Here is an 18,401-nt window from a genome sequence, read left to right on the forward strand (position 1 = left end):
GTGGCGGGGGAGAGCGGGTGCGGCGGCATCGCGTCCTGCGGTTCCGCGTCCCGCCGTTCTGCGGGTGCCGGCGCGGGCGGAGCGTCGTACCGGCGCTCCGCGGAGGGGGCTTCCAGGTCGAAGTCGTAGGAGGGAGGGACCGCGTCCTGCGGTTCCCGCCCGCTGCCCGTACGGTCCTTGCTCTCCGGGTGGGCAGAGCCCAGGGGGGTGCTTGCTCCATCTTGAGCGGTGTCCACGCGTGGTGCTTCGTCGCGGTCGCTGTCCGTGTCGCGCGCGGTGCCACGCGCGGGGTCACGGGAAGCGTCGGCTGCCGCAGTGGCCTCGTCGTGCCTGCGCTCCTCCTGCTCCGCGTACGCGGCGATCTCCTGGCGCAGCCTGGAGGCGGAGAAGCGCATGGTGGCGCCGTCCTGACCCTGCGGCCGGGCCGGCGCCTCCGGGCGTTCTTCCGGCGCCTCCTGGCGCTCCTCGGGGCCTGCGTCCGATGAAGCGCGCCAACTCGGCGCGAGGTCAGCCGCGTCGGCGGTGTCGCTGGTATCCGCAGCCTCGCCCTGCTGCGCCACCTCGTCCTCCCGCTGCGCTTCCTGCTCGTGCGCGTCGCCGGGACCGGACGGCACCGCGAAGTCGTCCCGGGCGTCCCGGTCCGAGTCGTTGTCGGGCTCCCGTGCTCCCGATGCCGGTGCCGGTACCGGTGTCGCCGCAGGCGCGGACGTCGACCGCGCCGACAGGTCCGGCGAGTCCGCGCCGAAGGAGTCGGGACCCAGCCCGTCGTCCGCCCCGTCCGACCGGTCCGCCCCGTCCGCTGGGTCCGTCTCGCCCGCCCACTGGCCCGTCCGGGCCGCTCGCGGTTCGCCGGTACCGCTCTCCCGCGCAGGGGCGTCGGCGAACGTGGCGGGGGCGTCCGCCGTGGCGGGAGCGTCCGCGAACTCGGCCGAGGAGCCGGGGAAGTCGAAGTCGCTGGAGGAGGCGGCGGCCGAGTTCAGCCCGGCTGCCTCGGTCTCACTCGTTCCCACCGTTTCTGCCGCGCTGTCCGGCCCTGGAGCGTGGCTGTCCGGCCCCGGAGCATCGCTGTCCGGCTCCGGAGGGTGCTGCTCACCGAACGGCTGCAGTGAGGGGAAAGCAGGCAGTTCGGGAGCGGGGGCGGCACCGCCCGCCGCGCTGGTGTCAGGTGCCGGTTCGGTGGCGGGCGGCACGGCAGGCGGGGGCGGTGTGGGCGAACTCGCCCACCAGTCGCCCTCGTCGGCACGCGCGCCGGCGGCTTCCGCTCCGCCGGACGAGGAGTCCGCGCTTCCCGTCCCGGCCGTGCTCTCCGAGGGAGCCTCGGGCTCCGGCCGGCCGCCGCCCGCGTCCTGCGTGTACCAGGCGGGCGGTGTGTAGTCGATGGTGAACTGGCCCGTCGACTCCACATCGCTCTCGGCATCCGCTTCCGCGTCGAGCTGATCCGAGCCGGGCATGGTCCCGCGGACGCGGATCTCGTCCCGGTCGCTGCTCACAATGCCTCCTGCTGTGGTCATTCACCCCGGTTTGCCGCGCGCCCGCCCACGCGCGTCCATCCAGCCTAATCATCACAACTACCGCTACGGGAGTGCGGTCCGCGGTCGGACGCTCAGTCGAGCCGCCGCGCCGTCCCCAAAAGCCCCGACTCGGCGTCCGTCGGCTGCGTCAGCGCGTAACTCCGCTCGCGGCGCGTGCACCACAGCGTGACGCCGTCGCCCAGCGTGGACAGCGCGTCCACGTCCTGCCGCGGAAGCTGCATGATGCGGCCGATCTGCTGGGCCTCGTCCGGCGAGACCCGCTGGATACCGGCCAGCCCCGCGCCCCGGAGCAGGCGAGGGGCCACCGGGCTCAGATACGGCAGCAGGGTCAGCACCGACTGCCACGGCATGGAGGCGACCCGGCCGCGCGGTGGCCGCATCCCGCAGTCGCGCACGACCAGCACCGGGCTGCTCACCGTCGGCCCCATCGGCGGTACGCGTCCGACGTCGTAGAGCGTGATGCACTCCTGGCCGGCGCCCGCCGCCTGCACCAGGTTCGTCCACACGTGGGCACGACCCGTCTCCACAGCGACCCGGGCGCCCGTGCCGGCGAGCCGCAGCGCGAGCACCTGCGCTGTCCACAGGCCGCCGACGAGCACCACGTCGTACGGCCTCGGATGGTGGAAGCCGACCACCTGGGGGCGGCCCTCCGCATCGTTGCCGACGACCACGCCGTCGTCCCCGATCGGCAGTGACAGGACGGCCAGATGGTCCGCGGGAACCGCGTGTTCGGTGCGGCGCGGACCGAGCAGGCCCTGGCCGTAACGGCTCGCCATCAGCGCACCCCTCCCAGCGGCAGCGTCGCGAGGGCGCCGGGGAGCTGCTCACGGTCGAGCCGCAGCAGACCCAGGCGGGCCGAACGCGCCGACCGCTCCAGCTGGCGGCGGGCCGCGGCCAGCTCGTTGTCCGAACGACCTGTCAGACGCACGTGCCCGCTGACGGTGACGGCGCTCCGGCGCGCCGAGCGGCCCAGCGTCAGGCTGAACGTCGTCGTCAGGGTCGGCACGGACGTCAGCAGCGCCACCAGGCGCGGCAGCGGTGTGGCCGCCCGCCCCAACTCGGGCCAGCGGCCCACCGCGTAGGAGGTGTGCCAACGATCGTCACACCGCCAGGCGCGGGCCGTCTCAGCCGTGCGCCGCGCCGGCGCCGCGTCGGGCCGGCTCGCACGAGCCGTCGCCACCGGGCTGACGCATGCCGAGGTCGCCAGCGCGGCTATCAGCTCCTGCTCGTTCAGCACCGTCGCCACGAAACCCGCGCCCGTGACGCGGCTCGCCAGGTGGTCGGCAGCGCGCACCAGACAGCGCTGCGCGCCTTCCAGCCCACCGCCGCGCGCCTCGACCGCCTCCGGCGACAGCTCCGGATCGAACTTCAGGGCCACCCAGGTCAGCCGCAGGGCGGGCGATCCGGTCTGCTCCTGCAGCGGCCCGTAGCTGCGCCGCGCCACCGACTGGTCCGGCAGGTGCGGCGCGGGAGCGGGCTGGACGTGCTGGACGACCTGCACCGACTCCAGCGCGATGCCGTCGACGTCGAGCGCGTCGTGCATCAGCCCCAGGGGGAGGACACGCGCGCCGAACGCCGGGCGCAGCGCGCTGGGCGCCGCCTCGATCCGCACCAGCGCCGTCAGGAAGGTGCCGTCCCCCAGCATCCCTATGGTGCGCCGCTTCTTGTCGAGGTAGGCGTACGTGCGCAGCCCCGGTGCCGTCTCCACCAGAGGCAGGAAACTGGCGTCGACGCGCTCGCCCTCCTCGTCCAGCACCATCGCCGCCGTCAACGGCTGCGCGGCAGCGCGCCGTCGGGCCCGCAACGCCAGCACCGTGCTCCCCCAGTCGCGCAGCGAACGCCGGTGACGGCGGATGACGGCCAGCGCCACGAGAGCGGCGGCGACCACGACGGCGGGCACGAGCAGCAGCCGGTCGACGGCGGCTGCGATCAGGAGCACGGCCGCGGCGAGCTCCAGCAGCACGAGCTGTTGGAGCTGGAACGGGCCCAGACGGCTCGTCCGCGATTCGGTGCGCAGCGTCATCGAGGCGGGGACCCGGGGCGGCTGGGCCGTCCGCGTGGCGGACGCGTCGGCCCCCGGGCGCCGGGAAGGCCCCGGCCCAGGGCGCCCAGCGGTGCTCGCCGCACCCCGCGCCCGCGTCGCAGATCCCATCCCGGAAGGCCCCCTAAAGTCCGTATTGGCCCCACTCGTCAGGGGCGTTGGGCGGGCGATCACGATACCGGAGCGGCACGAGGCGATCCCCAACGGGCATAGTAGGGGCCCGGTCCGACAATCGGCAGCGCTCCCGGGCGCTGCCCGGCTCGTGCACCAGCGCTGTGCGGAGCGCGCACGGTCGCGTGTGCCGCGCACGGTCGCGTGTGCACGGGCGCGTGTGCGTGGAGCGGCCGGTATGGACCGGGTACGGACCGGCGAGCGGGATCGTTCCGGATCGTCCTGGGCCCGTCAGGGCCTCGGCGGTGCGGGGGACAGCAGGGACTTCCAGGGAGCGTCTTTCACTCATGGCATCACGGCGCGACGAGCTCAACGCCTACACCTTCGCGAAGAAGCGGCTGGTGGCGGCGTTCCTCCAGCCGTCTCCGACAGGTACCGAGGAGGGCGCGCCCCGCCCCCTGCGCGGCATTCTGCCCGGCATCGTCGTCGGCGCCCTCATCCTCGCCGGATTCGGGGCCTGGGGCATGTTCAAGCCGAAGGCGCCCGAAGGCTGGGACAAGCCCAAGGAAAAAGTCATCATCGGCTCCGAGTCGACCACCCGTTACGTCGTCCTGGAGACCGACGGCAAAGCGCAGCTCCATCCGGTGCTCAATCTCGCCTCCGCCAAGCTGCTCCTCGACCCGGGAAAGGGAGAGGTCGTCAAAGTCGACGAGAAGGTGCTCGACAACGGCGACATCCCGCACGGCGCCACCCTGGGCATCCCCTACGCACCCGACCGGCTCCCGGAAGCCAAGGAAGCGGGCCAGAAGAAGCGCTGGGCGGTCTGCGAACGCCCCGGCGAGGGCGGACGTGCCGTACAGAAAGCGGCCTTCGTCCTGGCCGACCGCGACAGCGGCAAGGTCGAGGGCGGCAACCGCCTGCGCGGCGGGGAGCTCATCTACGTCCAAGGCCCCGACGACCGGCTCTACGTCGTGGACAAGAAGGGCACCAAATACCGCGTCCCCCACGACGAGACCCTGCTGCGCGTCCTGACGGACAACCGCAAACCCCAGCGGGTCTCCCGCCAGTGGCTGGCCACCCTGCACACAGGCGACGACATCGCCTTCCCGCAGATCCGCGGAACCGTCGGGACGGACGCCGGCGTCCAGGGCCTCGACTCCCGCACCAACCGCATCGGCGCCGTCATCCAGGCACCCTCGGGCAACCACTGGCAGCACTACGTCGTACTGCAGGGCAGGGTCATGCCGATCAGCGACTTCATGGCTCAGCTCCTGCTGTCCTCCAAGCAGCTGCTGCCGCTCCAGCAGAACAGCCAGGCCCTCAAGGTCAACGCCAGCGCCTTCTCCCCGACCAAGGAGTACTACGGCAAGTCGCTGACGTGGCCCACCCAGAAGGCGCACGCCGTCAACTCCGCCGACACCGGATCCGACAGCCGCAACGTCGCCTGCAACGTCCTGCGCAAGGTGAACGGCAAGACCGGCACGACCACCCTGAGCACCTGGTCAGGCACGGAGTTTCCCGCCCAGCTGCCCGCGGGAACCTCCAGCGCCTACGTCACGCCCGGCACCGGCCAGCTCTTCCGCCAGATCAAGGGACGCAGCACCCGGTCCGGCGGCATGTTCCTGGTCACCGACACCGGACTGCGGTACGCCATGCAGGCCAACGCCGACAGCGCGCACGACGACTCCGGCATCGGCGAGGACAAGAAGAAGAAATCCAAGAAGGAACAGCAACAGCAAGAGGACCAGAACGCGCAGCGCAGGCTCGGCTACGAGAAGGTGAAACCCGCCCTCGTCCCGGCGGAGTGGGCCTCGTTCCTGCCCACCGGGCCCCGCTTGTCGACCGGCGACGCGCTCCAGCCGCAGGGCTCCTGAGGAGGGTAGGACGATGCGCAGCTCCATCCGGGCACGCGCGGCGCTCCGCCGCCTGGCGGCAGCAGCCGCGGCGACCGCCGTCACCGCCTCCACCCTCACCCTCACGGCAGCCCCGCCCGCCGCGGCGGACACCAGCGCGCAGTGCAGCTACCCCGCCAAGCCGTACAAGGGCCGCCCCTGGTCGCTCCAGAGGGTGCTCCTCAACGAACTGTGGCAGGAGACCGATCAGGGCGCAGGTGTCCGTGTCGCCGTCATCGACACGGGCGTCGACGTCAAGAACGAACAACTGACGGACGCCGTCGACGCGGAAGCCGGCAAGAACTTCCTCCCCAAGAAGCGCAAGAAGGACGAAACAGGCCGCACCACCCCGCGCGGGAAACCCACCACCGACGAGGTCGGCCACGGCACGAAGGTCGCCGGCATCATCGCCGCCCGCCCCGCCGACGACACCGGCTTCGTCGGACTGGCGCCCAAGGCGACGATCATCCCCGTCAAGCAGAACGACGCCAACGGCAGCGGCACAGCCGGAAGCCTCGCCCGCTCCATCGACTACGCCGTCGAAGCGGATGCCGACGTCATCAACATCTCGCAGGACACCGCCGAAGCCCTGCAGCCGGACTCCTCCCTCGAAAGATCCGTCCAGCGCGCCCTGGCCGCCGACGTCGTCGTCGTCGCCTCGGCCGGCAACGACGGCCTCGGCGGCAACGTCAAGAAGACCTACCCCGCCTCCTACCCCGGCGTACTCGCCGTCGCCTCCTCCGACCGCAACAACGAGCGCGCGCCCTTCTCCCAGTCGGGAGAGTTCGTGGACGTGGCGGCCCCCGGCGTCGACATCATCTCCACCGTCCCCAAGGGCGGCCACTGCGCCGACAACGGCACCAGCTTCTCCGCCCCCTACGTGGCGGGCGTAGCGGCACTCCTGCGCGCCAAACACGACAAGGGCGCAGACCGCTGGACCCAGGAGAACATCGTCGCCCAGATCGAGCAGACCGCCGAACGCTCCATCCCCGGCCACGACCGCCTCGTCGGCTGGGGCGTCGTCGACCCGGTGGCCGCCCTCACCGAGGACAGCAAGCGCATCGACCACCCCGTCGCCGAAGAAGGCGTCGAAACCGGCGAGAAACCGACCCCCGCCGAACTCGAACTCGGCGAAACCGAGCAGGAACGCAACGAACGCCTCGGCACCTACGTCCTCCTCGGCGGCGGCACCCTCGTCGCGATCGTCGCGGGCTCCTCCCTCGTCTACCGCGACTGGCGCCGCCGCCGGCACCCCACGGCCACCCGCTGAGGACCTCCTCACACGTGGGCCGACGCCATGTCGGATGTCGGTGTCCGCTGGTACAAGAGAGATGTGTCACGCACAAGCAACAGCCCTGCTACGACCCACCACCCCGCCTCGGATTTGCAGTTGGGATCGACATAGGGTGTGACTACAGTGACACACAGCGCACAGCGGGCAACGGCAGCCGCCACAGGGCCCGCGACGGGTGGACGCGCACGGGGAGGGCGAGATGAGCGAGCCGAAGGGCACGCCCAAAAGTGAACCGAAAGGCAAGAAGCCTGATCTTCTGCGGGGCGAGGAAGTCCTCAAGAAGTTCAAGAAGAAGATCGACGACGCCCTGAAGGAACTCCAGGACTCCGCAGGTGGCCGCATCGCGCTGGAAGCCCAACGGCTCACCCCCACCTCGGTCCACGGAGAAGTCGCCTTCCCCGAGGCGACAGGCGTGCTCGCGCAGTACAACAAGGTCCACAACCACCTGACCGAGCTGTCCAGAAAGCTCGACGACCAGATCTTCATGTTCGGCATCGCCGTCTCCGACGCCGACAAGGGCTTCGACCAGATGGACGAGGACGAGAAACGGCGCTTCTGGGCGATCCAGGCGGAGTTGGAAGAAGAGAAGCGGAAGGTCGAGGCGGCCAAGCACGACAAGAATGAGACGAAGGAAGCCGACGCGCCTCGAAACGAACAGTCCCAATCCAAGTACTGAGCATCAGACGTCGGCGACTTTGACGGAGGCATACCCGTGGGTGGAACAGACGGTGGCGGCGCGCCCAAGCCCGAGGCGCCCGACCTGGACAACCCCAGCGCCGGTGCGAACATCGCCATGCGCGACCTGGCGCGGCACGGGCTGGTCACGTCCCCGTTCGCGGTGCTCTACCTTCCCGGGCAGACGACCGACTTCGAGAAGAAACCCCTCGGTGAGCTGCTCGACATGGTCAGGACCGCGAAGCCGTCCGACCTGGAGACAGTGGCCAACGCTCTCTACAACGCGTCCAAGGCCATCAAGTCAGCCGGCTCGTGGCTGCAGACCGAGGCCGAGCGCGCCGAATGGGAGGGTGAGGCGGAGCGGGCCTGCAAGAAGTGGGCCGTCCAACTCGGCAAGAACACCCAGCACATGGGTGGTTACGCGGAAACGGTCAGCACCGAGCTTTCCGTGATGAGCCTGGGGCTGGCAGGAACCCAGGGCTCGATGCCCAAGGACGAAGAGGTCGAGATCCGGGACGTCGAGGAGATCCCGAAGGACAAGCGGAACGAGGACAACCCCAAGTACAAGCAGTACAAGAAGAACCACAACGCCGCCCTGATCCAGATGAACCGGATCGCGTCGTACTACGACGTCTCGAGCCGGAACATGGCGGCGGCGGAGGGGATGATTCCGCAGTTCGAGCAGATGCCGAACATCGGTGTTCCGCGAGCTGAGCCCATGCCGGACGTGTCAGGCCCAGGGGGAGTGCCGTCATCTGGCCAGGAGGCAACTCCGACCAGTAGAAACGCAAGCGTCTCACCAGGGGGGTGGGGCGCCCCGACGAACCCTGGAGGCGTGGACGGCAATACTGTGCATCCAACGCAGCCGCACAGTGGTATCGACGCCCCTGTACGGACTTCACTCCATCCCGATGCGGGTGTCTCCACGGCTATCGACACGGCGACGCTGCCTCATACGGCGATCGACCCCGTGCAGACGCATACGTCTCCTCCCGGTCCCACTACTCCCGGACCTACGACAACTGGACCCGGCCAACCGCCAGCGCTCCCGGGCCCGCTGCCGCAGACGGGCAGGAGCACCGGGCCGGGCATGACCAAGTCGCTTGGCCCGATGCGGCCCTCGCCCGCTCCCATGCGGCCCGGACCAGTACCTCCGCCTCCGACGGGGCGGCAGACGACAGGGCCGACAGGGCGCTCGCCGGTGACCGGGTTGCCCACGAACGCTGCGTCCAGGGACCCGCAGGGCACCGGCGGACGCACCGGCCCGATGGGGCGTCCCGGGATGATGCATCCGGGTATGACGAACCCCAACAACGGAACTTCCAACGCCGGCCGTGGAACCGGCTCGGGGACCGCGCGTGCCTCCCAGCCTGGCGGGATCGTGGGAGGAACGCCGAGCCGAGCCACTCCGCGTCCGAGTTCCCCTGGTATCCCCCGCGGAACGGTCGTCGGCACCGAGGGTGGCGCCTCTGCCAGGCGCGCTCCGATGGGAGTACCGCCGATCGGTAGCCGCACGGGTGAAACGAAATCGAAGAAGGACTCCCAGGGCCGGAGGGTGGCCTCCGCTCCAGGCGGCATCGTCGGCACGCCCAGACAGCAGGAAACGGACCGGAGGCGTCGTGGCCGCGAGTTCACTTCAGGGGGCTCCGGGCTCGTTCGGGAGGACGGGGAAGACGCCTCGTCCGATGGCATATCCAATCCGGAGGACAGCCGCGCGGCAGGCACGGACAACCCAGCAGCGCAGGAAATGCCGCCCGCCCGTCGGCGCAACTCCGTGCCTCCGGTGATCGAGTAACAGAATGAGTGAGTCCATGACGCTTCGCGGTGGCTGGCCTTTCCCAACCATGTGGCGGCGTTTCGCCTCCGGCGGCGCGGTGGTCGGCGTTTTCGCTGTGCTCCATGTCGGACTGGCCCCGGCCGCCGCTGCGGACAACGTGCAAGGGAAGCAGTGGTACCTGGAGGCCATGCAGGCCGAGGCAATGTGGGAGGTAAGCACCGGGGCAGGCGTCACCGTTGCTGTCGTGGACACCGGGGTAGACCCGTCGACGCCGTCCCTGAAAGGCAAAGTACTGCCCGGTAAGGATTATGCCAACGCTCCTGGCGATGAGACCAAAGATGACGCTGGTCACGGTACAACCGTGGCGGAAATGATTGCCGGCACAGGAGCAGGTGGTTCCCTCAAAGGTCTCGCACCTGGCGCGAAGATCCTTCCCTACCGAGTAGGTATTGAAGGAGTGAAAGGGCGCGAGAAGGGGGACATCTTCAGCCATGCGGAGAAGGCGATCAAGGCCGCAGCCGACAGCGACGCCAAGATCATTAATTTGTCGATCGGTGGTCCGCCAGGCCCTGAGGTGGAGAAGGCGGTTGAGTATGCCGCGAAAAAGGGAAAGATCATGTTCGCCTCGGCTGGGAATGAGGCCAAGGAAGGAAACCTTCAGTCTTACCCGGCGGGTTACCCAGAGGTGGCCGGAGTGGCTGCTACTGCCAGCGACGGCAAGGTGAGCAAGTTTTCGTCGTATGGTGACGAAGTCACCTTGGCAGCCCCGGGTGAGGATCTCCCCGGCTGGTGTGACGCAGACCGAACCCACTACTGTCCACACTTGCAGGGTACGAGTTTGGCGACCGCGATCGCTTCCGCCTCCGCTGCCCTGATCTGGTCCAAGCATCCGGACTGGACCGGAAACCAGGTACTTCGCGTACTGACGAAGACGGCCGGTCTCGCCGGCAACGAGAAGACGCAGAGTAAATACCTCGGCTACGGCGCCGTCCGTCCCCGTCTCAACCTCCTGGAGGGAAAGGGCGACCCGGGCGATCCGGACATCAGTCCTCTCACCAACGAAAAGACGGGCCCTTCGACCGCGAGCGCCAAGCCCAAGTCCTCCGACGGGAAGAACTCGGGGAAAGACGATGCCCCTGACAAGGTCAAGGTGGCAGACTCGAAGTCGCAGGAAGCGGACCGCAGTTGGCTACTCCCCGCAGGCGGCATCGCGGCGGGAGTCATCGTCCTCGCGGGGTGCGGCTTCGCTGTCGTACGCCTGAGGCGGAACTAGTGCGGCAGTACGCCGCGTCGTAGACGGAACGGACAGACCCAAGAGAAGAAAGGCATTCTCATGGCGGAAGTTGCTGGTTACGGCCAGAAGCTCGACCCAGGCGAGTTCGCCAAGTTCAAGAGCAACCTGACAGAGATCAGCGGTCAACTGCACACGAACGTCCGGCATCTGCAGACCCTCATCGGTATGGTCGGCGCCGGCTGGACAGGTGCCGGCGCTTCCGCCTTCCAGCGGGCGCAGAACAGCATCAACAACGACCACCACGCCATCAACCAGATGTTGAACGGGCTCATCGACGCGGCTCACGGCACCTCGAAGATGGCCGGTGGCAATGAGGACGAGATTGTCAACGCCTTCCGCGGGATCGATGTCAACGGCTCCGAAGCGGGCGGTCACATCAGTGCGGACAGCGGCCTGCACGGAATCAATGCCGGCCTCGACGGTGGCGGCGGGGCGGATTACAACGGCCGGGAGGTCGGGACTCCTGGCAGCAAACTGAACGGCGTCTGACGGACCTCGCACGGTAGCCGCAACGCTCCGTACCGCGCCCTGCACCACGACCGCACTTTCCTGTACGTGATCGGAGAAGGCATGTCCGCTGAAGACCCGCTGAGTGCACTCAAGGTCAACTACTCCCACCTCGACGAGATCGCAGAGCAGATCAGGCTTCGCAAGCAGATGGTCATCGACCAGATGGAAGCGCTCTGGCGTGAGGTCCAGAAGACCGAAGACGTCTGGGAGGGCGAAGCCAAGCAAATGTTCCGCGCTGTCGACAAGCAGTGGCACGCGCGCGCGAGCGACATCAAGGAGCAGCTCGGCCGCATCGAGAACCTGGTCCGGGACGGCAGTGGGAAGTACCACGCTACCGACCTCAAGGCCAGTCGTCTTTTCGAGCAAATCGGCGGTTGGTGAGCTCTAGCTCCCCAGCGAGTGGGCGGGGTCGCGGCAAACCGCGGCCCCGCCCGATGTTTCGCTCCGCCCCGGCGGTGAGTCGGAGGCGAGTCGCGCACACTTCACGTGATGCGCAGCCCCCGCCCCCTCATTCCTCCACGCCGCCGTTCCGCACTGTCGGCTCCAGGTCGAATTCCCCGTCGCGTGCGCCCAGGACGAAGGCTCGCCATTCGGCGGCGGTGTAGCGCAGGACGACGTCCGGTTCCTTGGAGTTGCGCATGGCGACGGCGCCGCCGGCGATGTGGGCGATCTCGACGCGTTCGTCCTCGGGGCTGCCGGGAGCGCTCTCCCAGACGGCGTCGGAGATGTCCAACGCGTACAGCTCTTCCTTTTCCTGCTGAGTACCCACCGGTGGCTCTCCCTTCGCGCGCTTCGTGCGGGTCAAGACTACGTGGCGTGGTGGGTGGCGCACAGGCCGTCCGCCGGAGAGGGCGCTCTCCCGGCTCACACCTGGTGTCGGGTCACGTGTCCGGACACGTCTCCGGTCACAAGTCCGATCACGCGCGCTCACCCGAACGCGCTGTTCGTACCGGGGCACCGGGGCACCCCACCTCTACTGCTCCTCAGGCAGCCACCCCAACTGCACCAGCGGTGTCCCGCGTTTGCGGGAGACGAAGAAGCCGCGGCCCGGGGGCATGGGGCGGGGGCGGACGTTGCCGAGGAGGTCGCCCTCGCTGGGGTCGCCGGAGAGGACGACGCCTTGGGCGCCCAGCTCCTTGATGCGGGTCATGAAGGACTCGAACATGGAGCGTGAGGCGCCGGCTGAGCTGCGGGCGATGAGGAAGCGTACGCCGACGTCGCGCGAGAACGGCAGGTGTTCGGTGAGGACGGACAGCGGGTTGCCGCTGGAGGTGGCCACGAGTTCGTAGTCGTCGACGACGATGAAGATCTGCGGCCCGGTCCACCAGCTGCGGTCCCGCAGCTGCTGCGGTGTCACGTCGGGGGAGGGCGCGCGCCGGTCCATCAGGTCGCGGAGCGCGTTCATGTGCGTCTCCATGGTGTTGGACATGGGCGCGTATTCGAGCAGGTGGGTGTCGGGGATGGCGCCGAGGAGCGAGCGCCGGTAGTCGCCGACGACGATCTTCGCCTCGTCGCCGGAGTAGCGCCGGGTGATCTGTTGGACGAGGAGCCGCAGCAGCGCTGTCTTGCCGGATTCGCTTTCGCCGAACACGAGGAAGAACGGGTCGGTCTCGAAGTCGACGAAGACGGGTTCCAGGTTGTTCTCGTCGATGGCGAAGGCGACGCCGCGTTCGGGGTGGTCTCCGCCGCCGGGGAGGCGGGCTGCGGGGAGCTCGCGGGGCAGGAGCCGGACCTGGGGTGCCGGGGCGCCCTGCCAGTGTGCGACCACGGCGCGGCACATCTCGGCGCTGGCGTCGGCGAGGTCGTCATCGGAGCCGACGCCGTCGATGCGGGGGACGGCGGTCATGAAGTGGAGGGCTTCCATGGTCTGGCCGCGCCCTGGGACGCCGGCGGGCACGTTGGCGGCGACCTTGCGGTTGAACTCGGAGTCCATCGTGTCGCCGAGCCGCAGCTCGAGGCGGTTCATCAGCAGGTCCTTGAGGGCCGCTCGTACCTCCATGTTGCGCGAGGCGGTGATGACCAGGTGGATGCCGTAGCCCAGGCCTCGGGCTGCGATGTCACCGACGATGTCGGTGAGGCCCTCGTAGTCGTTGCGGAAGTTGCCCCAGCCGTCGATGACCAGGAAGACGTCACCCCACGCCTGGTCCGTGATCTGGCCGCGGGAGCGGCGCCGGCGGTAGGTGGCGATGGAGTCGATGCTGTGGGCGCGGAAGTATTCCTCGCGGCGGTTGAGGATGCCGTAGACCTCGGCGATGGTGCGGCGCACCCGTTCGGGGTCGAGGCGGGAGGCGGTGCCGCCGACGTGGGGGAGGTCGGCGACCGCGGACATGCCGCCGCCACCGAAGTCGAGCCCGTAGAACTGCACCTCTGCGGGGGTGTGGGTGAGCGCGAAGGACGAGATGAGGCTGCGCACCAGGGTGGACTTGCCGGACTGGGGCCCGCCGACGACGAGCATGTGTCCCGCGGCGCCGGAGAAGTCGAGGTAGAGCGGGTCGCGGCGCTGCTCGAAGGGCTTGTCGACGAGACCGACGGGGACGACGAGCTGTCCGAGCCGCGGGTAGTCGGGGACGGTCAGGCCGCGCCCTTCGACGGGGGCGAGCCCTGGGAGGAGTTCGTCGAGGGGGGAGGCGCTGTCGAGCGGGGGCAGCCACACCTGGTGGGCGGGTGTGCCCTGGCCTTCGAGGCGCCGTACGACGACGTCGAGGACGGTGTCGGCCAGTGCGTCGTCGTCGGCGCCGCCGACCGGCTGGGCGGGCACGGGGGCGACGGTGCCGGGATCGGGGCGCTGCACCGGTACCTCGGCGGCGGTGAACAGCACGGGGCGCCGGTTTCCCGCGGCGGGGCCTGTGACGGTTGCTTCGCCGTCGCTGCCCGCGCGGTAGACGCCGGAGACGTAGGCGGCCTTGAAGCGGGTCATCTCGTCGGTACCGAACTTCAGGTAGCCGGATCCGGGGACGGACGGCAGGTGGTAGGCGTCGGGGACGCCGAGTGCGGCGCGGGACTCGGCGGCGGAGAAGGTGCGCAGGCCGACGCGGTAGGACAGGTAGGTCTCCAGGCCGCGCAGCCTGCCCTCTTCGAGTCGCTGCGAGGCGAGCAGCAGATGGACACCCAGGGAGCGGCCGATGCGGCCGATCTGGATGAACATGTCGATGAAGTCGGGTTTGGCGGTGAGCAGCTCGCTGAACTCGTCGATGACGAGGACGAGCGAGGGGATGGGGGAGAGGGGGGCGCCGGCGGCGCGTGCCTTCTCGTAGTCGTGGATGTTGGCGTAGTTGCCGGCGTCGCGGAGCATCTCCTGGCGCCGGTTGAGCTCGCCGCGGATGGAGTCGCCCATGCGGTCGACGAGGGTGAGGTCGTCGGCGAGGTTGGTGATGACGGCGGCGACGTGCGGCATGTGTGCCATGCCGGCGAACGTGGCGCCGCCCTTGAAGTCCGCGAGGACGAAGTTCAGGGTCTCGGAGGAGTGGGTGACCGCGAGGCCGAGCACGAGGGTGCGCAGGAGTTCGGACTTTCCCGAGCCGGTCGCGCCCACGCACAGTCCGTGCGGGCCCATGCCGTCCTGCGCGGCCTCCTTGAGGTCCAGCATGACCGGCTGGCCGTCCTCGCCGACGCCGATGGGCACGCGGAGCCGTTCGGCCTGGGAGCGGGGCCGCCAGGTGCGGGAGACGTCGACGGAGGCGGCGTCTCCGAGGTTCAGCAGGTCGGTGAACTCCAGCTTGGCCAGCAGCGGTTCGTCGCCGTCGTCGCCGGAGCCCGCGCGCAGGGGTGCGAGCTGCCGTGCCACTGCCTCGGCGGCGGGGTAGGAGAGCGTGTCGGGGGTTCCGTCGTAGACGAGTCCGTGTCCTGACTCCAGGCGCAGGGCGCGCGGCTGGACGACGACGGAGAGGCCGCCGCGCGCCACGTCGATGTCGCCGGGGACGATCTCGACGATGGTGACGCCCTGGAGGCCTTCGGGCGCGGCCAGCAGCGAGTTGGGCAGGACGGCGGTCCCGTCCAGGACGACGACGAGGTGCGGCGCTTCCAGCACGGGGTCGGCGGCGCCGTTGAACCGGGGCCGTCCCTCCAGGCGCGCGGCCAGCAGCTCCTCCAGCTGGAGGGTGTCGGAGACGATCAGCCGGCGCGTGCCCGCGCCGTCGGCGGCGTCCTTGGCCTGGGCGTGCGGCAGCCACTTGGCCCAGTCCCAGGAGGCGTAGGACTCGCGGCCCGCGGCGACCGCGATCACGAGTTCCTCGGGGGAGTGGAGGGCGGCCAGCGAGCAGAGCATGGCGCGTGCGGCCCCGTAGAGGGTGTCGGGGTCGCCGCTGAGCGTCACGTGGTAGAAGGCCCGCAGGGAGACCGCCATGGGCAGGTTCTCGAGGGTGGCGTGGGTGTTGAGGAACTGGTGCATGGCGCCGACGGTCAGCGGCTCCAGTTCGTCCACGGGCGCGGTCTCGGGGGCGGCCAGGGGTGTGGCCAGCTGCTGGGCGCCGAGGCCGACGCGCACCTGGCCGAAGTCGCCGTCGGAGGGGCGCCGCTCCCACACCCTGCTGCCCTCGGCCACCAGTGACCACAGCTGGTCGGGCTCGGGGTGCAGGTAGAACTGGGCGTCGCGCTGCTTGAGTGCCGTCTTGCGTACGGTGCGGCGCGTCTGCGCCAGGTACTTGAGGTAGTCGCGGCGCGACTGTGCCATCTCGCCCTGGGTGCCGCGGCGCATCCTGACGATCATGGCGATGACCATGGCGAGCGTCGAGAACAACATCAGAACGCCCATGATCTTCATCATCGGGTGGGAGTTCATGCCGGGCATGAGGAAGTAGACGCTGGACCCGCCCATGCCGAGCATCGGCAGGAGTTGCAGCCACATGCCCTCCTGCTGGCCGCGCGGCAGCTCCGGCGGCGGCTGCAACTCCAGTTGCTCGCCCGGCACTTCCGGGGGCAGTGCCCGAGGCGGACGCTTGACGACGATCTGGGTCACTCGCGCACCAATTTCCCTTGCGTTCCCTGGTGTCCCTTGTGGCGGAAGGGACTTTCCCGGTGCGGCGCCCCGTGGCGATGGTCCCCCCTCCGCGCCTGGCGATCCTAATGGCACAGTGAGTTGACCGGGACCGGTAGGGTGGCGCGCGCTGCCGCCGCGACCGCAGCAGTCGCTCACACAGGCGTTCGCAGCCCGACACACCCGCACACACGGGTGCTCAGCAGCGCGGGCAGGTGCCCAGCAGGCTTTCGAGGGGGACACACAGGTGAGTACGACGGCTTCCGCCGCCGCCACCGGGCCCGGCGGGCAGCCGGGTGCCGGCGGTGCTCGAGGAGCGGCCGGCCCGCACGGGCGGGCAGCCGGAGCAGCCCTGGACACCGGCTTCTGCCGGGTGACCATCGTCGCGCCCGACAGCCGGATCGACGTCGCGCTCCCGGAGGACATCGCGGTCGCCGACCTCTACCCCGAGATCCTCAGGCTCTCGGGGCAGAGCCCGGCCGAGGGCGCCCCCGTCGGGTACCACCTGGTGCGCCGCGACGGCACCGTGCTGGACAGCTCCCGCTCGCTGACGGCTCAGCGCATCCTCGACGGCGAGGTCCTCAGCCTGCGTCCGTTCGCCGAGTCGCTGCCGCCCGCCGTCTTCGACGACGTCTCCGACGCCGTCGCCTCCGCGGTCACCAAGGACCGCAAGCTGTGGGGCGACGGCATGATGCGCGCGGCAGGCCTGATCGGCGGCGGCGTGCTGCTGGCGCTGACGGCGGTGGTGCTGTGGTTCTCCGACCCGGTGGGCCACGACATGCACGGCCTCGCGGGCGTCCTCGCGGCCGTCGCCGGTGTGCTGCTGCTGGCGCTGTCCGCCGTACGGGCCCGGGTCTACGACGACCGGCCCACCGCCGTCACGCTGGGTCTCGGTGCGATGCCGCACCTGATGGTGGCAGGCAGCGGCCTGCTGCCCCTGGACGCGGGGCACGGGGTGGGCAGGCTGCAGTTCCTGCTCGGCTGCGTGAGCGTCCTGCTGGCAGCCGCCGTCCTGGTCGCACTGACGCCCAACGGTGACGGGCCGTTCGTGGCCGCCGCCTTCACCGCGACCCTCGGCACCGTGATCACCTTCATCGCGATCGTGACCGACATCCGTCCGGTGGAGACCGCCGCCATCTGCGCCCCGGTGGCCGTCGGCGTGCTGGCGTTCCTGCCGGGCCTCTCGACCCGCTTCGCGCGCCTGCCCATCGGGTACGAGACGACCCGCACCGAGATGAGCGACTACGACGCCGACCCGGACGCGGCGCCGCAGACCCAGGGCCCGATCGACGCCGAGCGCATCGCGGCCCAGGCGCGGCGCGGCCACGAGCTGCTGGTCGGCCTGGTCGGTGGCTGCGCGGCCGTCGTCACCGTCTCCTGCGCCGTGCTCGGCTTCTCCGACTCGGGGTGGGGTCAGCTGCTCGTCCTGGCGACGGGCATCGCGATGCTGCTGCGGGCCCGGCTCTTCCGCTACACCTCGCAGGTCGCCAGCTCGCTGGTGGCGGGTCTCGCCGCGCTGGTGCTGCTGGGCGTGGGCCTGGCGGGTGACTTCCCCGCGGGCGGCGACGCCCTGCGCACCGTGTGGCTGAGCGCCGCGCTGGCCGTGGGCGCGGTGCTGGTGATCGCCATCGGCCTGACCGTCCCGAGCAAGGGCGTGACCCCCTTCTGGGGGCGGTTCGTGGAGATCCTGGAGACCTTCGTCCTGCTCACGCTGGTGCCGCTGTGCCTGGCGGTGATGGACGTCTACTCGGCCGCCCGGAGTCTCACCAGCTAGCCACTGGTACCCTGTACCGGCCTGTCGAGTATCGAAGAATCCCCTGTGACACAGACCAGGGGCGCTCGGCGGCCACGACCCCTAGGAGTACGAGTGTCGTCTCTCGACGCCGCGACGAAGAAGCAGATCATCTCCGAGTTCGCCACCAAGGAGGGTGACACCGGCTCCCCCGAGGTCCAGGTGGCGCTGCTCTCCCGTCGTATCAGCGACCTGACGGAGCACCTGAAGACCCACAAGCACGACCACCACTCGCGCCGTGGTCTGCTGCTGCTGGTCGGCCAGCGCCGCCGCCTGCTGCAGTACCTGGCCAAGAAGGACATCCAGCGGTTCCGTGCGCTGGTCGAGCGCCTCGGCATCCGCCGCGGCGCGGCGGGCGCCCGCTAGCAGCTGGTCAAGGGAGCGGTTCCCGTACGGGGGCCGCTCCCTTCGACGTATGCGGAGCACAGCCGTCTCTCACGGGACGGCGAAGCTTTGTAGTCTTGTTCACGCGAGACATCGCACAACGACAGTACGAGACAGTACGAGGCAG

The 18,401-nt window shown here is 69.9% G+C and carries 14 protein-coding genes; 9 read left to right on the forward strand and 5 right to left on the reverse strand.

Features of this window, described 5'->3' with window-relative positions:
• From AB8Z75_RS09360 to eccE, 3 genes are all read right to left on the reverse strand, one after another.
• Positions 1-1,490, reverse strand: a 1,490-nt coding sequence (locus AB8Z75_RS09360) for an SCO5717 family growth-regulating ATPase (protein ID WP_369200956.1), incomplete at its 3' end; no start/stop codon positions are given.
• A gap of 113 nt (positions 1,491-1,603) precedes the next feature.
• Complete coding sequence (locus AB8Z75_RS09365; protein ID WP_369200957.1) at positions 1,604-2,308, reverse strand: hypothetical protein; 705 nt, start codon at positions 2,306-2,308, stop codon at positions 1,604-1,606.
• Entirely contained in the window at positions 2,308-3,684 is a 1,377-nt protein-coding gene (gene eccE, locus AB8Z75_RS09370) for a type VII secretion protein EccE (RefSeq protein ID WP_369200958.1), read from the reverse strand. Before eccE ends, AB8Z75_RS09365 begins: the two co-directional genes overlap by 1 nt.
• 347 nt (positions 3,685-4,031) lie before the next feature.
• Between eccE and eccB the strand changes: the two genes are divergently transcribed.
• From eccB to AB8Z75_RS09405, 7 genes are all read left to right on the forward strand, one after another.
• Positions 4,032-5,558 (forward strand): type VII secretion protein EccB, encoded by a 1,527-nt coding sequence (gene eccB, locus AB8Z75_RS09375; protein ID WP_369200959.1) that lies wholly within the window; start codon positions 4,032-4,034, stop codon positions 5,556-5,558.
• Positions 5,559-5,571: 13 nt separating this feature from the next.
• Positions 5,572-6,846 carry a type VII secretion-associated serine protease mycosin gene (mycP, locus tag AB8Z75_RS09380; RefSeq protein WP_369200960.1) on the forward strand — a complete coding sequence of 425 codons (1,275 nt, stop codon included), beginning with the start codon at positions 5,572-5,574 and terminating at the stop codon, positions 6,844-6,846.
• Positions 6,847-7,069: 223 nt separating this feature from the next.
• A complete protein-coding gene (locus AB8Z75_RS09385; RefSeq protein ID WP_369200961.1) occupies positions 7,070-7,546 on the forward strand; it encodes a hypothetical protein in 477 nt (158 codons plus the stop codon).
• Between the two features lie 36 nt (positions 7,547-7,582).
• Positions 7,583-9,340, forward strand: coding sequence for a hypothetical protein (locus AB8Z75_RS09390; protein ID WP_369200962.1), 1,758 nt, complete (start codon positions 7,583-7,585; stop codon positions 9,338-9,340).
• Positions 9,341-9,344: 4 nt separating this feature from the next.
• Positions 9,345-10,595, forward strand: coding sequence for a S8 family serine peptidase (locus AB8Z75_RS09395; RefSeq protein ID WP_369200963.1), 1,251 nt, complete (start codon positions 9,345-9,347; stop codon positions 10,593-10,595).
• A gap of 60 nt (positions 10,596-10,655) precedes the next feature.
• The gene (locus AB8Z75_RS09400; protein WP_369200964.1) at positions 10,656-11,105 is read left to right on the forward strand and encodes a WXG100 family type VII secretion target; all 450 of its coding nucleotides are present in this window, start codon (positions 10,656-10,658) and stop codon (positions 11,103-11,105) included.
• Positions 11,106-11,186: 81 nt separating this feature from the next.
• Positions 11,187-11,507, forward strand: a complete 321-nt coding sequence (locus AB8Z75_RS09405; RefSeq protein ID WP_369200965.1) for a WXG100 family type VII secretion target — start codon at positions 11,187-11,189, stop codon at positions 11,505-11,507.
• Between the two features lie 127 nt (positions 11,508-11,634).
• Here the strand turns inward: AB8Z75_RS09405 and AB8Z75_RS09410 are convergent, their stop codons facing one another.
• Both AB8Z75_RS09410 and eccCa read right to left on the reverse strand, forming a co-directional pair.
• Complete coding sequence (locus AB8Z75_RS09410; protein WP_369200966.1) at positions 11,635-11,895, reverse strand: DUF397 domain-containing protein; 261 nt, start codon at positions 11,893-11,895, stop codon at positions 11,635-11,637.
• A gap of 204 nt (positions 11,896-12,099) precedes the next feature.
• On the reverse strand, positions 12,100-16,080 hold the full coding sequence (gene eccCa / locus AB8Z75_RS09415; RefSeq protein WP_369200967.1) for a type VII secretion protein EccCa: 3,981 nt from the start codon (positions 16,078-16,080) through the stop codon (positions 12,100-12,102).
• Positions 16,081-16,345: 265 nt separating this feature from the next.
• Between eccCa and eccD the strand changes: the two genes are divergently transcribed.
• Entirely contained in the window at positions 16,346-17,872 is a 1,527-nt protein-coding gene (gene eccD / locus AB8Z75_RS09420) for a type VII secretion integral membrane protein EccD (protein WP_369200968.1), read from the forward strand.
• Between the two features lie 93 nt (positions 17,873-17,965).
• Positions 17,966-18,256, forward strand: coding sequence for a 30S ribosomal protein S15 (gene rpsO, locus AB8Z75_RS09425; RefSeq protein ID WP_016470189.1), 291 nt, complete (start codon positions 17,966-17,968; stop codon positions 18,254-18,256).
• The last annotated feature ends 145 nt before the right edge of the window (positions 18,257-18,401 follow it).

This window comes from Streptomyces sp. PU-14G (genome assembly GCF_041028275.1).
Taxonomy (GTDB): domain Bacteria; phylum Actinomycetota; class Actinomycetes; order Streptomycetales; family Streptomycetaceae; genus Streptomyces.